The organism is Microbacterium faecale (genome assembly GCF_014640975.1).
GTDB lineage: Bacteria > Actinomycetota > Actinomycetes > Actinomycetales > Microbacteriaceae > Microbacterium > Microbacterium faecale.
On the sequence record NZ_BMHO01000001.1, the window covers coordinates 335,399 to 359,366 of the forward strand.

General features: G+C 69.7%; 22 protein-coding genes. 4 read left to right on the plus strand and 18 right to left on the minus strand.

Features of this window, described 5'->3' with window-relative positions:
• Positions 1-5: 5 nt before the first annotated feature.
• The 8 genes from IEW87_RS01480 to IEW87_RS01515 all read right to left on the minus strand — a co-directional run bounded on the left by IEW87_RS01480 (position 6) and on the right by IEW87_RS01515 (position 9,404).
• Positions 6-962 carry a fumarylacetoacetate hydrolase family protein gene (locus tag IEW87_RS01480; RefSeq protein ID WP_188710551.1) on the minus strand — a complete coding sequence of 319 codons (957 nt, stop codon included), beginning with the start codon at positions 960-962 and terminating at the stop codon, positions 6-8.
• The gene (locus IEW87_RS01485) at positions 959-1,978 is read right to left on the minus strand and encodes an amidohydrolase family protein (RefSeq protein ID WP_188710552.1); all 1,020 of its coding nucleotides are present in this window, start codon (positions 1,976-1,978) and stop codon (positions 959-961) included. Before IEW87_RS01485 ends, IEW87_RS01480 begins: the two co-directional genes overlap by 4 nt.
• On the minus strand, positions 1,975-3,108 hold the full coding sequence (locus IEW87_RS01490; protein WP_188710553.1) for an FAD-dependent monooxygenase: 1,134 nt from the start codon (positions 3,106-3,108) through the stop codon (positions 1,975-1,977). Before IEW87_RS01490 ends, IEW87_RS01485 begins: the two co-directional genes overlap by 4 nt.
• A 34-nt stretch (positions 3,109-3,142) precedes the next feature.
• The gene (locus IEW87_RS01495; protein WP_188710554.1) at positions 3,143-4,132 is read right to left on the minus strand and encodes a cyclase family protein; all 990 of its coding nucleotides are present in this window, start codon (positions 4,130-4,132) and stop codon (positions 3,143-3,145) included.
• A complete protein-coding gene (locus IEW87_RS01500; protein ID WP_188710555.1) occupies positions 4,129-5,094 on the minus strand; it encodes a fumarylacetoacetate hydrolase family protein in 966 nt (321 codons plus the stop codon). The genes IEW87_RS01495 and IEW87_RS01500 overlap by 4 nt, the downstream gene beginning before the upstream one ends.
• A gap of 83 nt (positions 5,095-5,177) precedes the next feature.
• A complete protein-coding gene (locus tag IEW87_RS01505; protein WP_188710556.1) occupies positions 5,178-6,194 on the minus strand; it encodes a VOC family protein in 1,017 nt (338 codons plus the stop codon).
• A 95-nt stretch (positions 6,195-6,289) separates the two neighbouring features.
• On the minus strand, positions 6,290-7,912 hold the full coding sequence (locus IEW87_RS01510; RefSeq protein WP_188710557.1) for a GMC oxidoreductase: 1,623 nt from the start codon (positions 7,910-7,912) through the stop codon (positions 6,290-6,292).
• A 10-nt stretch (positions 7,913-7,922) separates the two neighbouring features.
• Positions 7,923-9,404: an MFS transporter gene (locus IEW87_RS01515; protein ID WP_188710558.1), complete on the minus strand. Its 1,482-nt coding sequence runs from the start codon at positions 9,402-9,404 to the stop codon at positions 7,923-7,925.
• A 272-nt stretch (positions 9,405-9,676) separates the two neighbouring features.
• Between IEW87_RS01515 and IEW87_RS01520 the strand changes: the two genes are divergently transcribed.
• A complete protein-coding gene (locus IEW87_RS01520) occupies positions 9,677-10,612 on the plus strand; it encodes a LysR family transcriptional regulator (RefSeq protein ID WP_188710559.1) in 936 nt (311 codons plus the stop codon).
• Between the two features lie 38 nt (positions 10,613-10,650).
• On the opposite strand, the gene IEW87_RS01525 is transcribed toward IEW87_RS01520, so the two are convergent.
• Both IEW87_RS01525 and IEW87_RS01530 read right to left on the minus strand, forming a co-directional pair.
• The gene (locus IEW87_RS01525; RefSeq protein ID WP_188710560.1) at positions 10,651-11,385 is read right to left on the minus strand and encodes a hypothetical protein; all 735 of its coding nucleotides are present in this window, start codon (positions 11,383-11,385) and stop codon (positions 10,651-10,653) included.
• Positions 11,382-12,431, minus strand: coding sequence for a Gfo/Idh/MocA family protein (locus IEW87_RS01530; protein WP_188710561.1), 1,050 nt, complete (start codon positions 12,429-12,431; stop codon positions 11,382-11,384). The genes IEW87_RS01525 and IEW87_RS01530 overlap by 4 nt, the downstream gene beginning before the upstream one ends.
• A gap of 98 nt (positions 12,432-12,529) precedes the next feature.
• Here IEW87_RS01530 and IEW87_RS01535 point away from each other — a divergent pair, with 98 nt between their 5' ends.
• The 3 genes from IEW87_RS01535 (at position 12,530) to IEW87_RS01545 (ending at position 16,886) form a co-directional block, all read left to right on the plus strand.
• On the plus strand, positions 12,530-13,789 hold the full coding sequence (locus tag IEW87_RS01535) for an ROK family protein (protein WP_188710562.1): 1,260 nt from the start codon (positions 12,530-12,532) through the stop codon (positions 13,787-13,789).
• 1 nt (position 13,790) lies between these two features.
• On the plus strand, positions 13,791-15,323 hold the full coding sequence (locus IEW87_RS14970; RefSeq protein WP_229730823.1) for a hypothetical protein: 1,533 nt from the start codon (positions 13,791-13,793) through the stop codon (positions 15,321-15,323).
• Between the two features lie 102 nt (positions 15,324-15,425).
• Complete coding sequence (locus IEW87_RS01545; protein ID WP_188710563.1) at positions 15,426-16,886, plus strand: HNH endonuclease signature motif containing protein; 1,461 nt, start codon at positions 15,426-15,428, stop codon at positions 16,884-16,886.
• On the opposite strand, the gene IEW87_RS01550 is transcribed toward IEW87_RS01545, so the two are convergent.
• From IEW87_RS01550 to IEW87_RS01585, 8 genes are all read right to left on the minus strand, one after another.
• Positions 16,868-17,737: a ThuA domain-containing protein gene (locus IEW87_RS01550; protein ID WP_188710564.1), complete on the minus strand. Its 870-nt coding sequence runs from the start codon at positions 17,735-17,737 to the stop codon at positions 16,868-16,870. The genes IEW87_RS01545 and IEW87_RS01550 overlap by 19 nt on opposite strands.
• Positions 17,738-17,749: 12 nt before the next feature.
• The gene (locus IEW87_RS01555; RefSeq protein ID WP_188710565.1) at positions 17,750-18,166 is read right to left on the minus strand and encodes a C-glycoside deglycosidase beta subunit domain-containing protein; all 417 of its coding nucleotides are present in this window, start codon (positions 18,164-18,166) and stop codon (positions 17,750-17,752) included.
• Positions 18,167-18,176: 10 nt separating this feature from the next.
• Positions 18,177-18,959: a nuclear transport factor 2 family protein gene (locus IEW87_RS01560; protein WP_188710566.1), complete on the minus strand. Its 783-nt coding sequence runs from the start codon at positions 18,957-18,959 to the stop codon at positions 18,177-18,179.
• 35 nt (positions 18,960-18,994) lie between these two features.
• Positions 18,995-20,029 carry a sugar phosphate isomerase/epimerase family protein gene (locus tag IEW87_RS01565; RefSeq protein ID WP_188710567.1) on the minus strand — a complete coding sequence of 345 codons (1,035 nt, stop codon included), beginning with the start codon at positions 20,027-20,029 and terminating at the stop codon, positions 18,995-18,997.
• Positions 20,026-21,138 (minus strand): sugar phosphate isomerase/epimerase family protein, encoded by a 1,113-nt coding sequence (locus IEW87_RS01570; RefSeq protein ID WP_188710568.1) that lies wholly within the window; start codon positions 21,136-21,138, stop codon positions 20,026-20,028. The genes IEW87_RS01565 and IEW87_RS01570 overlap by 4 nt, the downstream gene beginning before the upstream one ends.
• Positions 21,135-21,530 carry a C-glycoside deglycosidase beta subunit domain-containing protein gene (locus tag IEW87_RS01575; protein WP_188710569.1) on the minus strand — a complete coding sequence of 132 codons (396 nt, stop codon included), beginning with the start codon at positions 21,528-21,530 and terminating at the stop codon, positions 21,135-21,137. Before IEW87_RS01575 ends, IEW87_RS01570 begins: the two co-directional genes overlap by 4 nt.
• A 91-nt stretch (positions 21,531-21,621) precedes the next feature.
• Positions 21,622-23,142, minus strand: a complete 1,521-nt coding sequence (gene carA, locus IEW87_RS01580; protein WP_188710570.1) for a c-glycoside 3-oxidase CarA — start codon at positions 23,140-23,142, stop codon at positions 21,622-21,624.
• On the minus strand, positions 23,139-23,933 hold the full coding sequence (locus IEW87_RS01585) for a TIM barrel protein (RefSeq protein WP_188710571.1): 795 nt from the start codon (positions 23,931-23,933) through the stop codon (positions 23,139-23,141). The genes carA and IEW87_RS01585 overlap by 4 nt, the downstream gene beginning before the upstream one ends.
• Positions 23,934-23,968: the final 35 nt, after the last annotated feature.

The window sequence follows — 23,968 nt, forward strand, 5'->3', positions numbered from 1 at the left end:
ACACCTCAGCTGCGAACGCGATCCCGGGGGCGCGAGCGAGCCCGTGGGAGCGGCGGCGCGGGGACCCGTTCCCCGACGATTCCGGCCAGCTCGCCGACGCCCTCGATCGTCATGTGCACCTCGTCGCCCGGTTCGAGTGCGGCGATGTCGCTTCCCCGACCCCAGAGCTCGCCGAGGCAGCCGCCGTTTCCGACAGTGCCGGATCCGAGCACGTCGCCGGGCACGATCCGCGCGTTGCGGGACGCGTACGCAACAAGTTCTCCGAACGGCCACCCCATGTTGGACACGAGATCCTCGCCCACGAGATGCCCGTTCACGAACACCTCTGCGCGCAATGCGAGGAAGCCCTCGTCGTCGCGGAACGATTCGAGCTCATCCGCCGTGACGATCCACGGACCGAGCGACGTCCCGAAGTCCTTGCCCTTGCACGGCCCGAGCCTCACCTTCATCTCGCGGGCTTGCAGGTCACGCGCCGACCAGTCGTTCATGATGGTGTAGCCGAAGATCGACCGCTCGCCCTCGACTGCGTCGAGGTTCGCAGCCGGGGGTCCTCCGATGACGGCCGCGAGCTCGAGCTCGAAGTCGAGCCGCGCCGTCTCGGGGATGGCGACGACCGCGCCAGGCCCCGCCACGGTGTGCGGGTTGGTGAAGTAGAACGTCGGGGCCTCGTACCACTCGTCGGCCACGTGGCTCTTGCCCTCGACGCCCGCTGAGACACCTTCGACGTGCTCCTCGAACGCCACGAAGTCGCGCACGGAGGCGGGGGCGAGCGGTGCGCGCAGCACGACGTCGTCCACCGCCGCCACGGGGTCGCCGGAGCGCGCGCGCAGCTCGGCGAGCGCCGAGAGCCCGCGGGCAAGGACATCCGTCACGGTGAGACCGTCCGGGAACGGGATGACACCGGCGTCCTCGATGAATCCGTCCTCGTCGGCCCCGGCTCGGGTCCAGCGTCCGATCCTCATTCTCGCGCTCCCTTTTCCGCGCCCGCGGCGAGCGCCGCGGCGTTGTCCTCCAGGATCCGGCTGCGGGCCTCGTCACCGACGCCCGCGCCCGTCACGAACGCGACCGGATCGTCGAGCCCCATGTCGAACGGGAAGTCGCTGCCGAGCACGACACGGTCGGATCCGACGATCTCGACGAGGTCGCGGAGGCCCCGCTCGTCGTGCACCACCGTGTCGTACCAGATGCGCGAGAGATAGCTGGAGGGTGCGTGCTCGCATCCCTGTGCCTCGGGGCGCACCTTCCACGCGCGGTCGGAGCGGCCGATCGCGGTGGGCAGGTAGCCGCCGCCGTGCGCGGCGACGATCTTCAGTCCTGGATGCCGGTCGAGCACACCGGCGAAGATGAGGTGCGACAGCGCGACGGCGTTCTCCGCCGGCTGGCCGACCGTGTTCGACAGGTAGAAGCGGTCGAGCCGTTCGTCGAGGGAGCATCCGAACGGATGCAGGAAGATGACGGCGCCGAGCTCGGCGGCCCGCGCCCAGAACGGTTCGAGCCGTTGGTCCGACAGCTCGACCTCGCCCGCGAACGACGAGATCTCGACGCCGAGGAGTCCGTGAGTGAGGACCGCGTCGTCGAGCGCCTCGACGACGCGGGACGGATGCTGCAGCGGCACGAGGCCGAGGCCCTTCAACCGCTCGGGCGCGCGGGCGATGTGTTCGGCGACGCGGCGGTTCGCCTCCGCTGCGACCCACACCGCGAGGTCCTCGCCGGCCCACGGATAGTAGTGGTTCGGCGACGGGCTCACCCACTGCTGGGCGATTCCCTGCTCGTCCATCGCCGCGAGGCGCGCATCGACGTCGGTGAGCAGCCGGATGCGGGATCCGACCATCTGGCCGGAGACGGCCAGGCTCTCTCGACCGTTGCGCTTCGCCTCGAGCGCCTGCGACGCCGCGAAGCCGTCGGGATCGCGGCGCACCACCTCTTCCTGCACCGGCGGCATGATCAGGTGGGCATGGACGTCGATCGGAGCCGTCACGCCGGTTCCGCCATCTTCTGCGCGACGCCGAAGATGAGCCCGGGGGCGTCGGCTTCGCGATTGTGCTCAAGCTGCCACGCCCCGAGCTGCACGGACGCGTCGACGACTGCCTTCGCGCGCTCGATACGACGCGCATGGAACGCTTCCCACAGATCGTCGTCGACGGCGTCGGCGGCGATCAGCAGCTCGGCGAGGACGAGTCCGTCCTCGAACGCCTGCGCCGCGCCCTGCGCGATCGTCGGAGGGCAGCTGTGCGCGGCGTCGCCGATCACGACGACGCGGCCGCGGTTCCACGCGCCGTCGATGAGGTGCGACGTGAACCAGGTGTAGTTGATCCGCCGCGTGTCGTCGAGGTTCTCGCGTACCTCGTTCCACGGGCCGCCATACGCGCCGCAGATCTCCCGCATGATCTCCGCGCCCTCGGCGGGAGGCACATCGAAGCGATCCTGCGCGTCCTCGACGAAGAACGCGTACATCGTGTCGTCGCCCGTGGGCGTGTACCCGGCGATGTACGCCGGACCGCCGTAGTACAGCTGCGTCTGCGTGACCTCGGCCGGGCGCGGCACGAACGCGCGCCAGATGCCCATGCCGGTCGGCTCGGGTCGCGTCTCGATTCCGATGAGCTCGCGCACGGTCGAGTGCAGCCCGTCGGCGCCGATCACGAGGTCGAACTCGCCGACGGGCGCCCCGCCGACGTCGACGCGCACGCCGGAGTCGGTCTCGGTGACCGCCGTCACCTTCGCACCGAAGTGGATCCGGACGCCCGCGGCCTCGGCGCGCGCGGTGAGGATCCGTGCGAGATCAGGCCGGTACATCCCCATGCCCGCGGGGAAGTCCGGACCGCCCGTCTTCACTTCCGGCAGCTCGGCGACGACCGCGGCATCGGGCCCCGGCGCGCGGAGCGTGAGCCCCTCGAACGCGTACCCTTCGGCAGCGGCCTGCTCCCAGACGCCGAGCTGCCCGAGCGCGCGAAGCGCGTTGCCCTGCAGCGTGATGCCGGAGCCGAGCGCGGACACCTCCCGCTTGAGCTCGTAGACGTCGACGCTGACCCCGGCTTCGGCGAGCGGGATCGCGGCGGCGAGACTCGCCGCGCCGCACCCGGCGATGGCGACCGTGGTGACTGCGGTCATGATCGGAACCTCCTCGTTCTCGGAAAACTCGTGTTCAGAAGATGGCAAGCGGATTCACTGGCGACCCGACGGCCCCCGTGATCCGCAGCGGTGGCGCGGTCAGCAGGAACTCCCAGCGCCCACGCTCGCGGCAGGCGTCCGCGAGGGCGTCGAGATCCCACATCTCGCCGATCGTGAGTCCCATGTTCGGGATCGCGATCTGGTGCAGCGGCTGGAACGATTCGGTGAACTCGTTCGGGCGCACCTCGAAGCCCCACGTGTCGGTCGCGATCGCCGCGATCTCGGTCCGATGGAGCCAGCCGGCCGTCGTGACCGAGAGCCCGGGCGCGGGGCCGCCCGCATAGTCGCCCCACCCCTCGCGGCGGGCGCGGGCGAGCCGTCCCGTGCGCACGAGGACGATGTCGCCGCGACCGACGGCGCTCGTTGCGCCCTGCGCCGCGATGCACGCCTGGATATCGGCCGTCGTGATCGCGTACCCGTCGTCGAGCTCGCCGGTCTCGGGGCGCAGGAACGCGCCCATGTCGAGCAGCACGCCACGACCCACGATCCGATCGGCCATGTGCTCGATGCCGGTGACCTTGTCCCCGTCGCTCGTGACGACGTCGCCGGCTCGGCGGCCGTTCCACGCGAAGCCGCGGTCGAAGATGTGACCGAGGCCGTCCCACTGCGTCGAGCACTGGAGCGGCATGGCGATCACGTCGTCCGCGCCCCCGATGCCGTGAGGGAAGCCCTGCAGGCCGCGCTCGGCGTCGGTGCCGGTGTCGAGCATCGTGTGCACGGGGTTGGTACGGCGACGCCACCCCTTCTGCGGACCGTCCATGTCGAACGACTGCGACAGCGAGACGACGTGGCCGTCACGCACCATCGCCGCGGCGCGGGCGCGGGTGGCGTCGTCGATGAAATTGAGTGTGCCGACGCGGTCATCGTCGCCCCAGCGTCCCCAGTTGCGGTACGCCTCGGTGGCCGCCGCGAGGTAGCCGTCGGGGTCCGCGGGATCGATCGATGTCGGGTCTTCGAGGTTCATGCCGTCTCCTCTGCGACGCACCGGACGACCTGCGTGCCGAGTCCGGCGATGGATCCGGTCATCACGTCGCCGCCTTTCAGGAATCTCTTCCAGTGTTGGCCGTTGCCGGCGGGGCTGCCCGTGAGGAGCAGGTCGCCCGGCAGCAGCGGATGGGTCTGCGACGCCGCCGAGATCAGGGCGGGGATGTCGAAGAGCAGGTCGGAGGTGTTCGCGTCCTGCTTCACCTCACCGTTGAGCTCGAGACGCACGTCGACAGAGGATCCGTCCACGAGCGGCGCCGGCACGAGGAAGGGGCCTGTCGGCAGGAAACCCGGCGAGTTCTTGGAGCGGTACCAGTCGGATCCGATCTCCTTCATGTCCTTTCGGAACGTGAACTCGCGTGTCGAGATGTCGTTGACGATCGTGTAGCCGGCGACGTGGTCGAGCGCCTCGTCGCGGCTGACGCGGAACGTCTCGCGCCCGATGACGACCGCGAGCTCCAGCTCCCAGTCGTGCGTGTCGCTCACGGCGGGGAGCACGAGGGGAACGTCGTCGCCAACGACGCACGCGGGCAGGCCGATGAAGAAGTAGGGGGCGCCGTTCTCGCGGCGCTCGTCCATCATGCGCGCCGCCAGATCGCGCGCCTCCTCGAGGTTCGTGTCCGGATTCGCCGACAGGCCCGACGCGACGAGCTCGATCACGTGCTCGCGGTAGTTCGCACCGGTCTGCAGCACCTGGCGCGGCTCGACGGGGGCCGTCAACTCGACCTCGTCGAGGGGACGCCACGGGCCGTCTGAGTCCGCGAGCGCGGCGATCCGGTCCCAGTCCCCCGTAGCGAGGAAGGCGTTGAGGTCTTCTGCGCCGAGGTCGTCGGCGGTGAGCGGGCGGATGCTCGCGCCCGCGACCAGGCCGAGGCGAACGGTGTCGCCGTCGCGGAAGCGCGCGAGGGCGAAGCGGTTGTCGAGTTGTGGGTGTGACGTCATCGTCCTGTCCTCATGATCCTCAGTGTTGCGGGAAACGAACGGAGCCGCCGCGACCGTAACGAGACGGTCGCGGCGGCGGGCCGTCAGCCCCGGCCTTCCTTCGCGTAGGGGTTGAGCAGGGCGTCCTTGATCTCGTCGGGCACACCCTCCTCGGTCGCGCTCGGGCCATCGGCGGGCGGGAACGACTCCGTCATCGACATCGGCATGGTGCCGTTGCGATAGAAGTTGTTGGATCCGAGCGACGGCTTCCAGGTGTTCGGCTGCCAGTCCGGCACGTAGTTGCGGTAGCCGCCCGTGTTGAGCTCGATGCGCAGGCTCGACGGCTCGCGGTAGTAGAGGAAGTTCTGCTCGCCGATGCCGTGGATCGAGGGACCGTATTCGATCGCCGTGCCGTTCTCCATGAGCACGTCCGCGGCGATGAGTAGTTCCTCGCGGGTGTCTACCCAGAACGCGAAGTGGTTCACGCGACCGGCGCGCGTGGATCCGTCGAGCACGACGCCGAGGTCGTGCGACTTCTCGTTCGTGGTCAGCACGCTGAACACCGAGATGGGCGCCTCGTCGAGGATGGTGCGCGCCATGATGCGGAAGCCCAGGACGCGCTCGTACCAGGCCGCGAACTCGTCGACGTCCTTCGCCGCGATCGTGACGTGGTCGAGCTGACGCGGAGCGCCGGCGTGCGACGAGCGACGCTGCGGACGGTCGGGGTAGATCGACGCGATGTCGGATCCGCTCTGGTAGTGCTCGACGTCCCAGTGGAGCGTCATCGGGTGGCCCTGCGGGCCGATGAAGCGGTACGCGCGTCCGATGGTGTGCTCGTCCGACCACTCGCCCTCGACGCCCTCGGCCTCGAGTCGCTTGACGGCCTCTTCGAGCGCCTCCGGGCTCGACGTGCGCCAGCCGGCCGTGTGGAGCGCGGGCTCGTCACCCGGCATGACGACGACGCTGTAGCGGTAGTAGTCACCCCAGCAGCGCAGGTAGACGGCGCCGTCGATGCGGTCCGTGACCTGCAGGCCGACCTGCTCCTCGTAGAACTTCACGGACGCGTCAACGTCAGGCGTCGTGATCGCCACGAACGACAGATGCGACAACAGCTTGATCATCTTCGATCCCTTTCATCGGGTTGCTATGGTTCCACTCTCGACGATTCGGGCACATCAGGGAACCCGAATCTGTGTATTCGGCGAATCGACGCGATTTATACCCCGGTGGCGGCTTCCTCGCCGGGCCGCGACGGGCCCGACGCGCGGTCGCCCGGCAGCCGCGCCGCCGCATCGCGCGCACCGCGTACCGCGATCGCGACCGACATGAGCGTCGGATTCATCGTCGTCGCGGTGGGGATCGTCCCGTTCCCGCCGACGTAGAGGTTGTCGAACCCCCACACGCGCGAATGCGGATCCGCGACGCTCGTGCCGTCGTCGGTCGAGCCCAGTCGTGTCGTGCCCTGGTAGTGCAGACTCGACCCCGCCGGCATGAGGCGCGGATCCGCGATGAACTCGCCGAGCGCCTCGCCCGCGCGGCGTAGGTGAGCCGTGCCGTCGGCGATCTCCGCCTCTTCCTCGGGCGTGAGCGCGTACTCGATCGTGAAGTTCGGCATGCCGCGATAATCGAGCTCGGAATCGGAGAAGACGATCCCGTCCTCGACCCGCGGACGCTTGCGCATGCCGTACCCCATATTGACGTACCCCCAGGCGTTTCCTGCGCGCGGATGGTCGGCGGACAGCGGGAACGGCGGCTGTTCCGCATACATCACCTGGAGGGAGAACGGATGGTAGGGCTCGGAGAACGGGATCCGATTCACGGCCGCCACCGGGTCGACCGGGTTCGCGGCGCGGCGCGCGAGCTCACCCGCGAGGTCGTCATCGGTCGAGAAGCGGCGCATCCGCTCGGCGTCGAGCGCGACGGTCGAGATGACGACGGGGTGCTCCGTCAGGTAGCGCCCGAGGGCCGCTGGGCGGACGCCGGACGCCCAGAGCAGCTGCGGCGTGCGGAAGGCGTCGGCCGCGACGACGACGAGGTCAGCGTGCAGGGTCTCGGTCTCCCGCGTGCGCAGATCCTCGACGACGACGCCGGTCGCGCGGGACCCCTCGTGTGCGATGCTCCGCACGAGGGAGAGGTCGCGCAGGGTGAAGCGCTCGGAGATCGGCGACGACGCCTCCACGAGCGGGCCGAGGACGACGTCGGCCCCCGCCCACCGCACCGTGCCGTCGGGCTGCGGATCACCCGCGACCGGCAGCGTGCTCGGCCCGAACCCCTCGGGGAGCTCGCTGGCGAACTCCTCGGCGAGCAGAGACCGGATCGCGGCGCCGACGGCCGAATCCGCGAAGGCGGCGCTCTGCACGTGGAGGAGCCGCTCGGCGTCGTCGATCAGCCGACTCCACTCGGCGTCGTCGATGAAGTCGACGCGCTCGGATCCGGTCGGCCGCGGCGTCGCGCACGTCCAGTGCGCGCCCATGCCGCCGACGTTCGTCGACGCCGCCGCGGCGGGAAACTGCGGGGCGTGCGCGGATCCGCTGCCCCCGAAGTCGAGCAGGTGCGTTCCCTCGCGTGCCGTGAACATGCCCTCGACGACGGTGCCCTCGGGGATCCCGAGCGTCTCGCGGTGCTCGCCCGACTGGGGCCCCTGGGAGACCTCGCGGGCGCGCGCCTTCTCGGCGGGATCCGCGATGTTGCGGACACTTTCGCCCGGCTTCTCCGTAAGCTGCGGCCCCGCCTCGAACATCACGACGCGAGCCGTCGGATGACTCTCGAGGATGACGCGGGCGTATGCGGATCCGACGGGTCCGCTGCCGACGATGGCGACGGTGGGCGAAGCGGTCATAGGGGTCTCCTCAGGTGGTGGTCTGGTGGGACGGTGTGGGGGCGGGGTGTGCATCGTCGATGCGGCCGGCGGGAAGCAGGAGGGCGATGAGGAAGCCGATCACATAGACCGCGGCGAGCGCCCCGAACACGGGGCTCACGACGGTCGCGTACGCGTCGACGACGGCCGCCTGCACGCCGTCGGACGCGGCGCGGATCTCGCTCGGGGTGAGGGACGCGATGTCGGCTCCGAGGAGCGCGGCGACGCCGGATCCGATGATCCCGCCGACGATCGCGGTGGCGACGGTGGATCCGATCTGGCGCACGAGATTGACGGCCGCGGTCGCGGCGCCCGTGCTCTCCCGCGGCACCGAGCTCTGGGCGACGGCGACGACGAGGCTCATGAAGGCGCCCGTGCCGATCCCGACGACCGCCATCGCGGCCATGGGCACACCGAGCGGCAGGCCCGTGGGGAGGAACGCCATCGTCGCAAGACCGGCGGCGGAGATGAGGGGGCCCGCAATCGCGTAGCGACGGTAGTGGCCCGTGCGCCCGACAAGCCATCCGGTGCCGAGACTCGCGACGAGCATGCCGAACACGGTCGCGATGGGCACGAAGCCCGAGACGGTCGCCGTGACTCCGTACGCCATCTGGATGAACGTCGGGACGTAGGCGACGATCGCGAACAGCCCGACGCCGATGATCGCGGACAGCGCGGTCGCGGCGGCCATACGCCGGTCGCGGAAGATCTCGAGGGCGACGAGCGGGTGCGTGGCGCGGCGCTCGATCGCGACGAAGGCCGTGAAAGCGACTGCGGCGAGCACGACCGCCGCGACCGCCGGTGCTCCCGCGCCCTCGCCGAACCACGTCACACCGAGCACGAGTGCGGTCATTCCGGTCGCGAAGGCGATGGCGCCGGGGACGTCGATGCGGGGGCGCCGTTCGGCTCGCGCCACACGGGGCAGGGCGGAGGCCGCGAACACGAGCGCGATGCCGCCGACCGGGAGGTTGATCCAGAACACCCACGGCCAGCCCCAGGTGTCGGTGATGACGCCTCCGATGAGCGGGCCGGCCACGATGGCCACGGGGAATGCGGCGCCGATGACGCTCATGTATTGCGCACGACGGCGCGGTTCGGCGATGTACGCGACGAGGGTCTGCGACATGAGCTGAATCCCGGCGGCGCCGATGCCCTGCACGACGCGCGCGACGACGAGGCTCGTCATGTTCCAGGCGAATCCGCACGCGAGGGACGCGGCGAGGAAGAGCGTGATCGACGCGAGGAAGACGGTGCGCGGACCGATCGCGTCGCCGAGGCGCCCCATGACGGGGAGGAGCACCGTGCTGGCGAGGGTGTAGGCGACGATGATCCAGCTCATGTGCGCGAGCGCGCCGAGATCGCCGGCGATCGTCGCGAGCGACGTCGCCACGACGGTGTGATCGAGCGCGCCGAGGAGCGCGACGACGAAGAGTGCGCCGACGACGAGGCGCGTACGGAGCGGTGAGAGGTTCATAGGATGTGGCCCGAAACGACCGGGCTGTCGACTCGACCAGGTGTGCCTCACGGACCTCGTCGGCGGTGAGGACGGGCCCTCGGGGCCCCGATGTCGATGCCACCCTACCACCCTTAGGTAGCTTTACGACATAAGTGTGCCTGATGCTGACTATAATGAATTCACCCGACGGTGATCGACGCCTCTGATACTCCTCTTCTGCTCGATAGATCAGACGGATAGAATGGCGCCACCTCATCGATGAGAGAACCCGACAGGAGGAGTATTCCGCCGTGTCCGACGCCCCCCTGCTGTCCCGACTGGACCTCAATCTCCTCATTTCGCTCGACGCCCTGCTCACCGAGCGCAGCGTCACGCGGGCCGCCGAGCGCCTGCACCTCAGCCAGCCCGCGCTCAGCGCGTCGCTGTCGCGCCTGCGCACCCACTTCAACGACCCGATCCTCGCCCGCCGCGGCAACTCCTACGAGCTCACGCCGTTCGCCGTGCGACTCACGGACCACACGGCGACGGCGCTCGAGGCGGCGCGCCGCGTCTTCGAGGCCCAGGCCGCGTGGGATCCGGAGCAGTCGACGCGCGAATTCTCGATCTACGGATCCGACTACGCCTTCGCGACGCTCGGGCGCGAGGTGAGCCGCCTCGCCAGCCTGCGCGCGCCGGGCGTGCGGCTGCGGTTCCAGATGCACAACCCGCTCATCGTCGAGGAAGCCGCAACCCGGCTCCGACAGGCCGACGCGCTCCTCATCCCCCACGGCTTCCTCAACGACCTCCCGTACACCGACCTCTGGCACGACCGGTGGGTCGGGATCCGCAGCTCGGACGACCCGCGGGTGACCGCGCCCGTCACGATGGAGGATCTCGCCGAGCGGCCGTGGGTCCTCACCTGGCATGCCCGCGAGGCGTTCACCTCCGCCCAGCGACAGGTGCAGCAGCTCGGCATCGAGCAGCGGATCGAGGTGGTGGTCGAGAGCTTCCTCGCGCTCGGACACTTCGTCGAGGGCACGGACCGGTTCGGCATCGTGCACGAATCCCTCGCATCGTCCCTCGAGGGATCCGCGAAGGTCGCCCGCTTTGAGCTCCCCTTCGAAGCGACTCCGGTGCTCAACGCGATGTGGTGGCATCCGATCCACGAGCGAGACCCCGAGCACGCGTGGCTGCGCGAACTGTTCGTCGAGGCCGCGGCGACGCTGGGGGCGCGCGCCGCCGCGTGACCGCACGGGTCGAACGGCGCACCATACGTGACGACGGATCAGCCGTCGAGCGCCTCCGCCACCCGCAGGTCGGCCGCGAGGTCCCCGAGATCCGTGACCGGCCCGCCGTTCAGTGCGGCGAGCGCGCGACGGAGGGCATGGCGCTCCGTCGTCTCCCAGCGGCGCGGCGCGCGGAGCGCACCCGCGGACGTGGTCATCGTCACGTTGAGGTCACCGCCCGTGCCGTCCGCGGCGATCGTCACGCGCGCCTCGCCGAGCGCCTCGACGCGGAGGCTCGCGCCGCGACTGCGGGCGGACGGCGACGCGACCGTGAGCGTGATCGCCTCGCCACGCGGGCCGTCGAGCAGGGCGAGGCCGACGGGATCCACGGCGCGCACCGTCGGGACGCCTCCGGTGAGGATCCGGATCCAGCCGGCCGCGTCCGCCACGGCGGCCGCGCGTTCGGGCGGAGTGGCGACGACGTCTGCGACGACGTGTCGCGGCTGCTCCGCACGGGCGCTCACCGAATCGGATTCATCGGCTCGCAGGCGCGGGCGGGCGAGGACGATCGGCACGCGCGCCCCGGTGACTTCTGCCGCCTCGGCTGACGTGGCGCTGGAGACGTCGGCGACGACCACGGCCGCCGCACCCTGCGCGATCGCCCACCTCACGGCAGCGAGGCTGGGGACCACGACGACCGCCCCGGCCGGTTCCGCACCGAGCGACGCGCTCAGCGGCAGCTCCGCCGCCGCCGCGCGATACGCGGCCAGCTCGGTAGTGATCACGCGCGTCACGACGCCGCCTCGGCGCGAATCCACTCGGCGGCGGCATCGGCGAGCGCGATCGCGAAGTGCGCGTCCGCGGCAACTTCGTCGTATTCCGTGGTCTGCCCGCCATCTATGAGTGCCGCCAGCGCTCGCCACTCCGCGACGTACCCGTCCTCGGGATCCGTGGGGTAGCGAATTTCCCGCCCATCCGCGTCGCGCACGGTGACCGCCGCGCTGCCGCGATGCACGAACGCCGGTGGGAAGTCGATATCGATCTCGTCTCCGTCGGTGAGGATCCGGATCCGCCAGAGAGCGTCGGCGCCGCCGGCCAGCATGACGGCGGTGAGGCTGACGGGTACGCCACTCGCGACGAACCCGACGGAGCACCCGATCGGCGGGGCGGGGCGCGCGAATGCGACGCGCTCGAGGTCCGGGGCGAGGTCGCGCACGAGGGGCAGGTCGTGGATCGCGAGCCCGAGGATCAGCTGGCGCACGATGGCGGCGACCACCGCGGGGTTCCCCCAATCGGGGGCGGGACGCCTGCCCCCAGGCGCCATCGCGGGCAACTCGGTGACGGCCTCGTGGTATCGCCCGTTCGGCGGCAATGCGAGCGTGACCGATATCCCGCGCACGCGCCATTCCCGCTCCAGCATGTAGTGCTTCGCCCGCCCCCACGCGGGGTCGTGCAGGTGATTCGTGCCGACCACGAGCGCCGTGCCGTGCGCGCGGCACGCCTCGATCACTCGATCGACCTCGTCGTGCGTCGTGCCGAGGGGCTTCTCGCAGAGGATCGCGCGCTTGCGTGCGTGCGCTGCGGCGATCGCCTGAGCGGCGTGCAGCTCAGGCGGGCTGCAGATCGCGACGACCTCGACGGCGGGGTCGGCGATCACATCTGCCGCGTCGCTCGTTGCCCGTGCGCCGGTGCGCGCCGCGAGGTCGGCCGCTCGCCCGCTGCCGCCGTCAGCGACGCGCACGACGCGAAAGCTCTCGCCGAGGCGCGCCAGCGTCGGCAGGTGCAGCGCGGAGACACCAGGCCCCGCGCCGATCATCCCCACGCCCCATTGAGCAGCCATACCCGACTCACTTACGTAGAAAATCAACTTAAGCGGCAACGAATTCGACGATAACGCATACACTCGGTGAGATACGTCACTCTCATCAGGAAGATTCCATGGGCACCGGATCTACGCTGCGGTTCGCCGCACAGACCGACGAGGTCACCAGCCTCCTCAGGATCGTCAACCTCGTCCGCACACGCGAAGCGGTCACCCGGCCCGAGATCGGGCGCCTCACGGGCCTCGGCCGCGGCGTCGTCACGCAGCGCATCGACCACGCGATCGACATGGGCTTCCTCGAGGACGCCGACCTCGCGCCCTCCACGGGCGGACGCTCGGCGCGCACCCTGCGGTTCCGCGCGGAGCGCGGTCGAATCATCGTCTGCGCGCTCGGCGCGCAGCACATCCACGTCGGCATCACGGATCTCGAGGGGAACATCGTCGACGACACGCACGTCGTCTGGCAGATCGCCCAGGGCCCCCAGGCGACGCTCGAACGGGCGATCGTGCTCGTCGATGAGCTCGTCACGCAGCACGGCGAGCGCGACGTGTGGGCCGTGGTCGTCGGCCTTCCGGGCCCCGTCGACTTCGCGACCGGCCGTCCCGTCGCGCCCCCCATCATGCCCGGCTGGAACGAGTTCGACGTGCGCGCGCCCTTCGAAGAGCGGTACGAGGCGCCCGTGTGGGTCGACAACGACGTGAACATGCTCGTCCTCACGGAGCGCGAGGGCCGCCGAGCGCCGCATGAAGACATGATCTACATGAAGATCGGCTCGGGCGTCGGATCCGCCCTGCTCTCGCGCGGCCGTCTCCACCGCGGCGCGAACGGATCTGCGGGCGACATCGGCCACGTCCGCATCGCGGGCGCCGAGGAACAGTGCCGCTGCGGAAAGACCGGCTGCCTCGAGGCGGTCGCCGGCGGTTGGGCCCTCATCCGCGACGCCGAGCGCGCCATCGCCGACGGCGCGACGTCAGTGCTCGCGGATCGCGTCGCCGCCGGTGAGCCGCTCCAACCCGAGCACATCACGCTCGCGGTGCGCGACGGGGACGCACTCGCGCTGAAGCTCGTGCAGACCTCGGCGCGGGTGGCGGGCGATGCGCTCGCCGTGCTCGTGAACATGTTCAACCCGAAGACGATCATCATCGGCGGGGCGATCGCGAGCGCCGGCGAGGTGATGCTCGCCGAGGTGCGGCAGCGGATCTACGAGCTGTCCCTCCCCCTCGCGACGCGAGACCTCGTGATCGATACGTCGCGCAAGGATCAGTCGGCGCCCATCTCGGGCGGTGCGGAGCTCGCCATCGAGGAGCTCTTCGAGACCACCTTCCCGCGCTGGTTCGCGGACGCGAGGCCGTCGCCGGCCCTCACGCGGGTGTGACGTGGCTGCCCCGATACTGCGCGACGACGCGCTGACCGCCAGGCCCGACGGATTCGAGCTGCGGCTGTCGCTGCCGTGGATCCGGTCGATGCCGCTCGCGTGCGTGACGGAGCTGTCCGTCGTCATCGGCGGCGCGCGCTGCGACGTTGCCGTCGCCCTCGGAGACCGCGAGATCCCGCCCGCGGACCTCGCGCGGGAGGACGCGTGGTGGTTCCTACAGGATCGACTGGTGCTGCGCGGATCCGCCTCACTCGGGCCTGGAGCGCATCGCGTCGAGGCCTTGTTCCGGCTCGTCGTGCCCTATCTCGCGGGCGGACCCGACGGACCGCTCGTGCTCCCGTTGCGCGAGGAACGCGAGCTGGACCCGTCCGTTCACCGCGCGTCGGCTTCGCGTGATGTCTGCGGCGAGGTCGCACCCACGACGGGAGCGTCGCCCGCCGCCGAGGCGAGCATCGGGGCGACCGGCGGGCCTTCGGGTTCTGATGACGCCGGGGGCGGCGCAGGGCCAGCGCACGGTGGGTCTCCGATCTCCGGCACCGCGGATCGCGCCCCGGCCACGACCCTGCCGGACGAGTGGCGCCTCAGCGCCAACGCGTTCAACTGGACCCCGGACGTCGTGGGCGCGCACCGGCCCGCCCACGACATCGTCGTCGGGATCGTCGCCGACGGCGTCGCATCCGTGATCGAGGTCGAACCGGGGCAGGTGTGGCCTGCCTTCCCGGCGCCCTCGTCCGACGACGTCTTGCGGCTCCGGAACGATGTCGCCGCGGTAGGCGGATCCGTGAGCATGGTCGGCGCGAGCATCGACGATTGGGTGGGGACGGCTCGACGCCGTGACGACGATGAGCGGCTCGCCTTCCTCCTTCCGCAGCTCCGTGCTGCCTCTCTCGTCGGCGCCGAGGGCGTGCGCCTCCCGCTCGGGCATGCCGGGCGCCCGCTGCTCGAGCGCCTGCTCCCGGTTCTCGAGGAACTGGATCTCGTGCTGTACGAGGAGATGCAGGGGCAGCAGGCCCCCTCGGGCGCTGCGTTCGACGACATCGCCGACCTCGATGACCCGCGTCTGCGCGTTCTCGTCGACACGAGCATGCTCATGCCGGCGCTCCCGGTCACCTACCTCGAGCGGATGACGTCGCTTCCGGCGGAGCTGCACGCGCGGCTGCGCGAAGAATGGCGGGACCCCGCGACCCATGAGGCGGTGATCGCGGCGCTGCGAGGCGGATCCGTCCCGCCCGAACTGCGCACGACGTTCATGAATCTCATCGTGCGCTTCGGCCGTTCGACCGCCGCCGACCTGCGACCGGTCCTGTCGCTGGTGGGCGCGGTCCACCTGAAGTTCTGGGATCTGGACGATACCGACGGGCGCGTGAGCACGCCCATCCGGGAGCTCGGATCCGAGCTAGCCCGCTCCGGCTTCGCCGGCGCGCTCTGCAGCGAGTGGGGCGGACACGACTGGCTCGACGCCGACGCGACCGACATGACGCGAGCGCACCTCGCGCTCGCCCGCCAGGCACTCGCGGAGGGCGCCGCTGCCTGAATCCTGTGCACGCGGCCGCCGCGAGGTGTCAGTCATACTTTTATTCGAGCTGCTCCGCCAGCTTCTCCTTCGTTTGTCGTATGTCTGTTCTATTCTGACAGCATGACGACGATCCTCGAGGCACCCGCGGAAGCGCCCGCGATACTGCCGCCGCGGCGGCACGTGGGAGCCGCCGTCGCGCTCGTAGCCGGGCTGATCGAGCGCGTCGAACAGCTGCCGGATGCTGCGCTGGCCGACGCATCGAGGACGGTCGAGGAGCTGGGACGCTTCGTCGACGCGTTACGCGTGCGGATCGCGGGCGAGGTCGACGAGCGGTCGAGCTCGTCGCTGCCTCCCGAGGAGCGCCTGTCTCAGAAGTATGCGTGCCCGAACGCGGCCGGGCTGCTGGCGCTGACCACGAAGGCGTCCCGGCGCGAGATCCAGGAACGGATCCGCCTCGACCGCCGCACTCGCGCGGGAACGACCCTGACGGGCGAGCCCCTGCCGGCGGCGTTCCCCTCGGTCGCGGCAGCCTTTCACGACGGAGCCCTCGGTGTCGACGCGGCTCTCACGATCACGGACGCGCTCGCGAAGGTGACCGATCGCGGGGTCGCCGATCCCGCCGATGTCGATGCGGCCGAGGCGAGTGTCGTCGCCCTCGCGACGGGCGACGTTTCGGCAGAGGAGACCCCCGCCGAGACCCACGACGATGTCCGCGCCGTCACGAGCCTGTGGGCGACGGCGCTCGACCAGGACGGCGTCGACCCCGACGCCGCCTACGCGGAACGCAGGCGCGGCGTCACACTCGGTCGCGAACGCGACGGACTCGTGCCGCTCAGCGGCCGGCTGATGCCGGAGACCGCCGGCCTGCTGCAGCGACTCTTCGACGCTCACCTGGCCTCCCCGACCCGATCGGTCTCGTTCGCGCCGTCTCCCGAAGATGCAGACCACGACGAACCGTGGTCCGACACCGAGCACGTCCTCGACCCGCGCACGGTCCCACAGCGTAAACACGATGCGCTCATGGGCATGCTCTCTGCCGAGGCCGCGTCACGCGTGGCCCCGACGATCGGCGGCGCCGCCCCCACGCTCGTCGTCACCGCGACCGTGAATGACCTCGACGGCGGCGTCTGCCGGGCCGACGGCGTCGACATTCCGATGCCCGCGCGCGTCGCGCACCGCATCGCCTGCACGGGCGCCGTGCAGAAGGTCGTCTTCGACCGGGGCGGCAAGATCCTTCAGCTCGGCGTGCCAGAGCGGCTGTTCTCTGCGCACCAGCGGCGGGCGATCGCCGCGCGCGACGGCGGCTGCATCATCCCCGGATGCCAGGTCCCCGCGTCGCAGTGCGAGATCCACCACGTCGAGGAGCATTCGCGGGGCGGAGCCACGCACACCTCGAACGGCGTGATGCTCTGCTGGTGGCACCACCACCGCCTCGACGACGGCGGGTGGCTCATCCAGATGCACGACGGCATCCCCTACGTCGCCGCCCCGCACTGGATCGACCGACATCGCCGATATCGACCGGTCCGCAATCACGCGGTAGCGAGGGTCCGCGTGCCAATTCACCCTTCGCCGTTGTAGTACGGCCAGGGCAGGAAACGACGCTCGCCCCGGCGATCTGGGCCGTTCAGCGACACCTCGCCGGTGGCCGCCCATTCGACGCCGCGCGGGAACATCCGGATGAACTCGATGCGACGGAACGTGTCGATGTCATGGCCGATGGTGATCGTGAACGAACGGCCCTCGCCGTACTCGTTGATCCAGGCGATCGGCTGATCGGTGTTCATACCGGGCAGCGCCGCCACGCCCTCCTCCGGGATCGCAACCGGATAGTGCGGCATGGGCCAGACGGGCGCATTCTCGTACGCCTCGAGATCGTCGAACGTCGTGAGCAGCACCTGAGCGCCGTCGAGGATCTCCACCCCGACGAGAATGTCGTCACCCGTCACGGTCCAGCGTGCGCTGATGCCGTCAGTAATCGGATGCCGCGGATCGACGGTGTCGAGTTGCGCCTCGCCCCACGGGCGAGGCCGCAGACCGCCGTCGACGGTCAGCCTCGAGCCGCGCATGACGTTGTACTCGTCGGGATAGCCCCAGTCGTCCTCCTGTGCAGCCGACCCGTGGAACCACACGATGCCCTTGCCGTCGTCGTGGACGAACTTCAGCAGCGCGGCGTCCGTCTCCGCGCCGAAGCCGACCGCCTTGTCGTGGTACCCGTCGCGGCCCTCGAACACGACGATCACGACGTCGTACTTGTCGATGATCTCAGGCCCGAGCCCGCGCGGGTCCTCGACGACTCGCACGCGGAAACGCCCGGTGTCCTCGAGGACCGTCGTCAGCCACTGATTGTGCTGACGAAAGCTGCGGAACTCGTTGTCGTGCTCCCTGGTCATGTGACCCGAGAGGATGAGCACGTTCAGCACGTCAGCCATCGGTCGATGTCCTCACGTCAGCACAAGTTCGCGCTCGACGGGAACGCGGTTCGTGACGTAACGACCAGGCCCTCCGTCGACGCCCGGTGCGATCTGCATGTAGAGCAGGCGCATCGTGAGCACGACCTCGACCGTGATGGTCTCACCCGCGGCTGGCACGTCGTCGAGGCGGATGAGCACGTCGGGTCGGTCGGCGACGAACCAGAGCGTGTCGAACTGCTCAGGCAGCTCCTCCACGCGGTACTCGCGACCACCGAGGGCGAAGCGCAGGTTCTCGGTCGGCACCTCGGTGCCGTTCACGGACGCCGCGACCCCGTCGACCGCCGACAGCCAGAGGCTGCGGTACCAGGGAATCTGCACCGACACCGCCAGCCCGTCGTCGGTGCGGCGCACGTCCTTGTCGGAGAAGAGGGAGTTGTGAGTGGCCATGATAGGTCTCCTAAGCGAAGGTGTCGGTGAAGTGGTCGTGCGCCACCGGCGGCACTGGCTCGAGCTTCTGCGCGGTTTCCGGGCTGTACGGATGGTTGGTCGTCGGCACCGGCTCATCGGCCGGCGGCATGAACACCGGCTTACCGTCGTCGCCGAAGTACATGAGGTCGAGATCGAAGGCGCCCTGGTTCTTCAGGCCGAAGCTCACCCAGTTCTCCTCGAACGGCGCGCGGGCGAGCTCATAGCAGCGGAACTTCCAGAACTTCCACTCGCCGTCCTGCTTGAGGAAGTCGATCGCGTACTTGCACCACACCCAGTGCGCCCAGACCTTCTGGCCGAGCACCTCGTCGGGCGAGTACATGTCCGGGAAGGTCTCGGCCACCTTCGGGTCAGTCAGACCCGACTCCGTACCGGCCATCAGCCAGACACCCTTGGCCGTCTGTCCGTCGCCAGCCACTTCGATCACGGGCGTCGTGGTGGCGTGCAGGATGAGCTTCCCCGGCGGCGTGGGACGGTCGCGGTGATAGCGCGTCACGCTCTCCCACGTCGTGTACTGTCCCGCGTTGGTGTATCGCGCGCGGATGCCCTCGGTGCCCTCCTTCACCCACAACGGGATGATCTGCTCGTCCTGAAAGGCGTTGTGCAGATACATGTAGCGGTTGAAGAGGTTCTCCACCTGCCCGCGGTCCTCGGCGCGCTGCGCGAGGCGCTGCGCGCCAGCGACCTGCTCACGCAGTCGCGTGATCTCGGCGGCCAGCTCGGTGATGCGTGCATCGACAACGGTGTCGGTCATGTCACTCCTTGAGATTGATTAACGCGCCGTTCGACTCACACCGTCTGGCGCTCGGCCACGGCCTCTTCGATGGCGCCGCGCATCAGCGCGTGCTGCTTCTGGACGAGGTCGATCGGATCCGCCTCGCCGAGATCGGAGAACGCGTGGCCCTCCCACTCGCTCGAGAGGTATCCCTCGAATCCGCCCTTCACGAACTGCTTCACGATGCGCGGAATGTCCATCGCGGGTTCCTCGCCGTCCGGCCCGATGTCGTAGAACTTCGCGTGGACGTGGAACATCTGCGGCATGATGTCGAGCCACTCCTCCGGCGGCACGAGCCCGTGCATGTTGAACGCGAGCCTGGTGAACGGCCCAAAGCGCAGGAAGTCCACGCCCTCGCCAGTCAGGTAGTCCTCGAACTTCTGATTGCGCACATGCATGGGCGTCGGTTCGCGCCAGATCTCGTCCATGACCGAGAAGTGCTTCTCGTCCATCCCCATCTCGCGAAGCGTTCGCAGCAGCGTCGGCGAGAGGCTGTGCATGGTCGACGAGAAGTCGGCCGTGAAGCCGAGGCGCTCGGACTGCAGCTCGTCATACATCTCGCGGATCTGCAGCACCTCGGGGGAGTTCGGGCCCAGCGGAGCGTGGATCTCCAATCCGAGCTGCTGGTCGTACTTCTCCGCCAGCGGCAGCAGGCTGCGCAGCAGCTCCTTGCCGTGGGAGCGGATGACGATCCGCTTGAAGCCGAGTGTGTGCGCCGTCTTCAGCTGTCGCGCGAGGAACTCGTGCTCCTCATCCGGCGTCATGTCGCGGTGCTTGCGGCGCCCCATGTCGAGGTTCGTGCCGACGGCGCTCGGCTCGAGTTCGCACTCCTCGAGCGTCTTGAACCAGAGGTCGACGAACTCCTTGTCGACGTCGGGGTAGGTGCGCAGCAGCTGCGCGATGTTGAACTCGACGCCCGGCCCGATGCCCTGCTCCGCCACGGCGCGGATGAGGGTCTCGGGCGTGTACTGCCCGGCGGCGAACTCGCTCGTCATCGAGTACAGGGTGGTACCGAGTTTGATCCCGGTGCCGGCGATTCCGTCACTCATCGGGAGACCTCCTTCTTGTCTGCAAGAGCGTGGTGTGCGGCAAGCACCGTGCGCGCGTCTGCGGCGCCGGTGACCATGCGCGATCCGGCGTTCTCGGCAGCCGAGCGCTGCACGGCCTGCTCGTCGCGGACGATATCGAACGGGCTCTGCCAGTTGTTCCAGTGCCATCCCTCGTACTCGCTCGAGACCGCACCGGAGTAGCCGTTCTTCACAAGCAGCTCGATGAGATCACGCACGGGCACGGACGGCTCTTCCCCGTTCTCATCGATGCCGAAGAACTTCGCGTGCACGTGGTGGATCCACGGCATGATCTCGAGCCAGTCGTCCACGCGCGCCGGCCCAAACAGGCCGGTGCCGTTGATGCCGAAGTCGATGCCGAGGTCGGGCCGGCCGTGCTGCGACGCGAGGCCGATGAAGCGACCGAAGCGCTCGTTGTGCTCCTCCTGGTCCGCGGGCGGCCCTTCCCGATAGAAGTCGTCCCACAGGTTCACGACGGCGGTGAGGAGCTCCTCGCTCGCGCCGCGGCGGCGGTACGACTCCACGAGCGACGGGGCGAATCCCGAGACGGTCGCGCCCCAGTCCATCGTGAAGCCGAGGTACGGGGATCCGACCTTCTCGTAGCGGTCGCGGAGGGCGAGGATCCGCGGGTGCGAGGCATACTGATCGGCGTGCACCTCCAGCGCGAGCCTGACGCCGTGGCGCTCGGCGATGGGGGCGAGCTGCTCCATCGAGTCGGGCGTGATCGAGATCTGCACGCGCGCGACGGGGAAGCCGAGCTTCGCCGCCGCCTCGATCTGGCGGGTCATGTATGCGATCAGCTCGTCCTGGTTCAGCAGACGGTCGCGGTGGATCCCGATGTCGGCGTTGATCGCGAGCGACGTCGGCACGAGGTCGACCTCATCGACGAGGTCGCGGAACCAGCCGGCGAAGCGATCGTCGACGTCGGGGAAGCCGCGCAGGCTCGAGAAACCGATGACCTCGAGCCCCGGGCCGTATCCGTCGGCCGCGACCTTGCGGATGAGGCTCTCGAGGTCGTATTCGCGTCCGTGGAACGCGCGGGTGAAGCTGTAGAGCGTGACGCCCTGGATCGGGGTACCGAGCGCGGTCATGCGGCCACCGCCTTCATGGTCTTGGCATCGTGTTCGTCGATGTGCAGCACTTCACCGTCACCGATGACGATGTACGGGATGAACAGGGTGAGATCGACGGCGACCTCGTGCTCGGCGCCGGGGTCGATCGCGAGATCTCCCGACAGCACGGCCGAGTCGAGGGGGAACCACCACGATTCGGTGTCGTCGACCATCTCCGCGAACGTGCGCGAGCGGCCGTTCATCTCCCAGCGGAGCGAGTCGGCCGGCGCCGTGACGCCGTCGATGGTCAGGGTCGCGCCGGAGATGCACGACGCGGGGAGCGCGCGATACCAGGGAATGCGCACCTCGACCGATGCGCGGGATCCGTCGCTGGTGAGCGTGCCCTGCTCGATGATGCGGTCGGGAATCACCGGAGCCTCCTCATCCTTGTTGTTGTTTCATACATACTATTGTCTCTTTTCTACGTAAGTCAACGAGTCGTCCAGACGGGAGGAGTCTGCGTCAGCCCAGGCGAGCGGCGATGCGACGGGCGCCGCGCACCGCAAGAGCAACCGACGTGAGGGTCGGGTTGCAGGCGGTCGAGGTGGGGATCACGCCATTGCCGGCGACGAAGACGCCCGGCGCCTCCCACACCTCGCTGAACGGATCGCAGACGCTCGCGCCGTCGTCGTCGCGGCCCATCCGGACCGTGCCCTGGTAATGCAGCGATGATCCGAACGGCAAGACGAAGGGATGTTCGTCGAGCGGCTCTCCAACGGCGCGACCGAGGCGAGCGATCTCCTCCTTCGCGCGCGAGATCACCGCGTGATCCGTGTCAGTGAGGGTGTAGTGGATCCGCATGGCCGGCATACCGTAGGGGTCGAGTTCGGCCTCGTCGAAGGCGACGCGGTCCGACGCCTGCAGGTCCTTCGCGCAGAAGAACCCGAGCCCCACGATGGAACCGGGCACGACCGGATCGTCCTCGGCGAGCGGGATGGGTGACGCGTCGAGTTGCATGATCTGGCCGTGGAACGGGAGCGCGTCGCTGTACGGCACCCAGCTAACGCCGCTCGTCTCGCTCAGCACGCCTGCCTCTGCGGGCTCTTCGGCGGGAGCCGAGACGTCGCGCAGCCGCGACGCGAACACGACCTGGGTCTGGTCATTGAGATAGCGGCCGAGCGCGGCGGGACGGATCCCGGATGCCCACAGCACCTGCGGGGTGCGCAGCGCGTCGGCAGCGACGACGACGAACCGCGCCGCGACGGTGTGGAGCGAGCCGTCGCGCACGTCACGCACCTCGACGCCGGCGGCGCGGCCGTCCGCGAGGAGAACCCGCGTGACGAGCGACTCATCGTGTAGCGAGAACGCCGGGTTGGCGCGCGTGACGTCGCCCAGCACGACGTCGGATCCGGACCAGACGAGTCGTCCGTCGTCGCGCCTGCGGACGGCGAGCGGCATGCGCTGGACGCGACGGTCCTCCGGGCGCCCGTCGTCGACCGCCGCCGCGAGCCGTTCCCGCACGAGCTCTGAGAACGGCGCCGCGTCGAAGGCGTCGGCCGTGACGCCGAGCAGGCGGTCGCCCTCGGCGAGCAGCTCGTCGAAGACGCCCTCCTCGTCGAGGAAGCCGATTCGTTCAGAATCGCCCGGCCGAGGGCACGCCGCGGTCCAGTGCGCACTCATCCCGCCGACGTTGCTCGAGAACGCGGCGACGGGCAGCCCGTCCTCGCCCTCCTGGATGTACCCGTCGTCGAGGAGGTACGTTCCGGGGCGTGCCCGGCGGTCTCCCGCTTTGACCGCACCCGGTGAGCTCACGGTCGCGGCGCCCGCGCCCGGCCCCTCGGATCGTCGCTGCGCTTCGGCGAGCCCCTCGGGATCCGCGATGTTCCTGACGTGCGCACCCGGCGGGTCCGTTACCGTCGGCCCGACCTCGAACATCGCGACCGTCGTTCCCGGTGCCGTCTCGGAGAGGATCCGCGCGTATGCGGCACCCGTGGGGCCGGACCCGACGATCACCACGTCGACCGACTCCGGGTATCTGGTCATGCGACGGCCGCCCATTCCACGATCCGCCGCACCGACGCCGCCGAGGCCGACTGCGGGTAGTACTCGAGCCCGATGGGTCCGTCGTATCCGGAGGCGCGGAGAGTGCGGAGGCGCGCGGGCCAGTCGAGCTCACCCGTCCCCGGTTCGCCGCGGCCCGGCGCGTCCGCGAGCTGCACGTAACGGATGAGGTCGCCCGCGCCCTCGAGCTCGGCGGCCATGTCCTCCCCCTCGACGGCGGAGTGATAGATGTCGTAGAGGATCCCGAAGTCCGGCGAGTCGACGCCGCGCGCGACGTACGCCGCCTCCGCGGTGCGGTCGAGCAGCGAGCCGGGGTGGTCGACGCGGATGTTCACGGGTTCGAGGACGAGCGTGATGCCGGATCCGTCGATCTGCGTGACGGCCTTCTGGTAGATCTCGACGAGCTTGTCGAGCTGCACGTGTCGTTTCCAGCCGCCGAAGCCCGTGCCGCTGCCGACGACGATGCGGGGGCAGCCGAGGTCGCGGGCGATCGCGACGCCCTCGTCGAGCTTGCGGAAGAACTCGGAGTGATCCCACGGCGGGATCATGAACTGCGTGCGCGGTTCGGACAGTTGGGCCGTCAGCTGCGTCCCGGTCTCCTCGAGCGCCGCCTTGAGCGCGGGCACGTCCTTCGGCTCGGCCGGGGCGTCGACGCCGGTGGGCCCCCACATCTCGACGGCGTCGAAGCCGGCCGCGGCGGCTGCGCGGACGCGGTCCGGATAGTCGCCGGTCTCCGTGAAGAGGAGTTCGATGTTCGGTGCGAGTTGGTACATGTGGTGACCTTTCGATGTCGGGAGCGCTCAGCGGA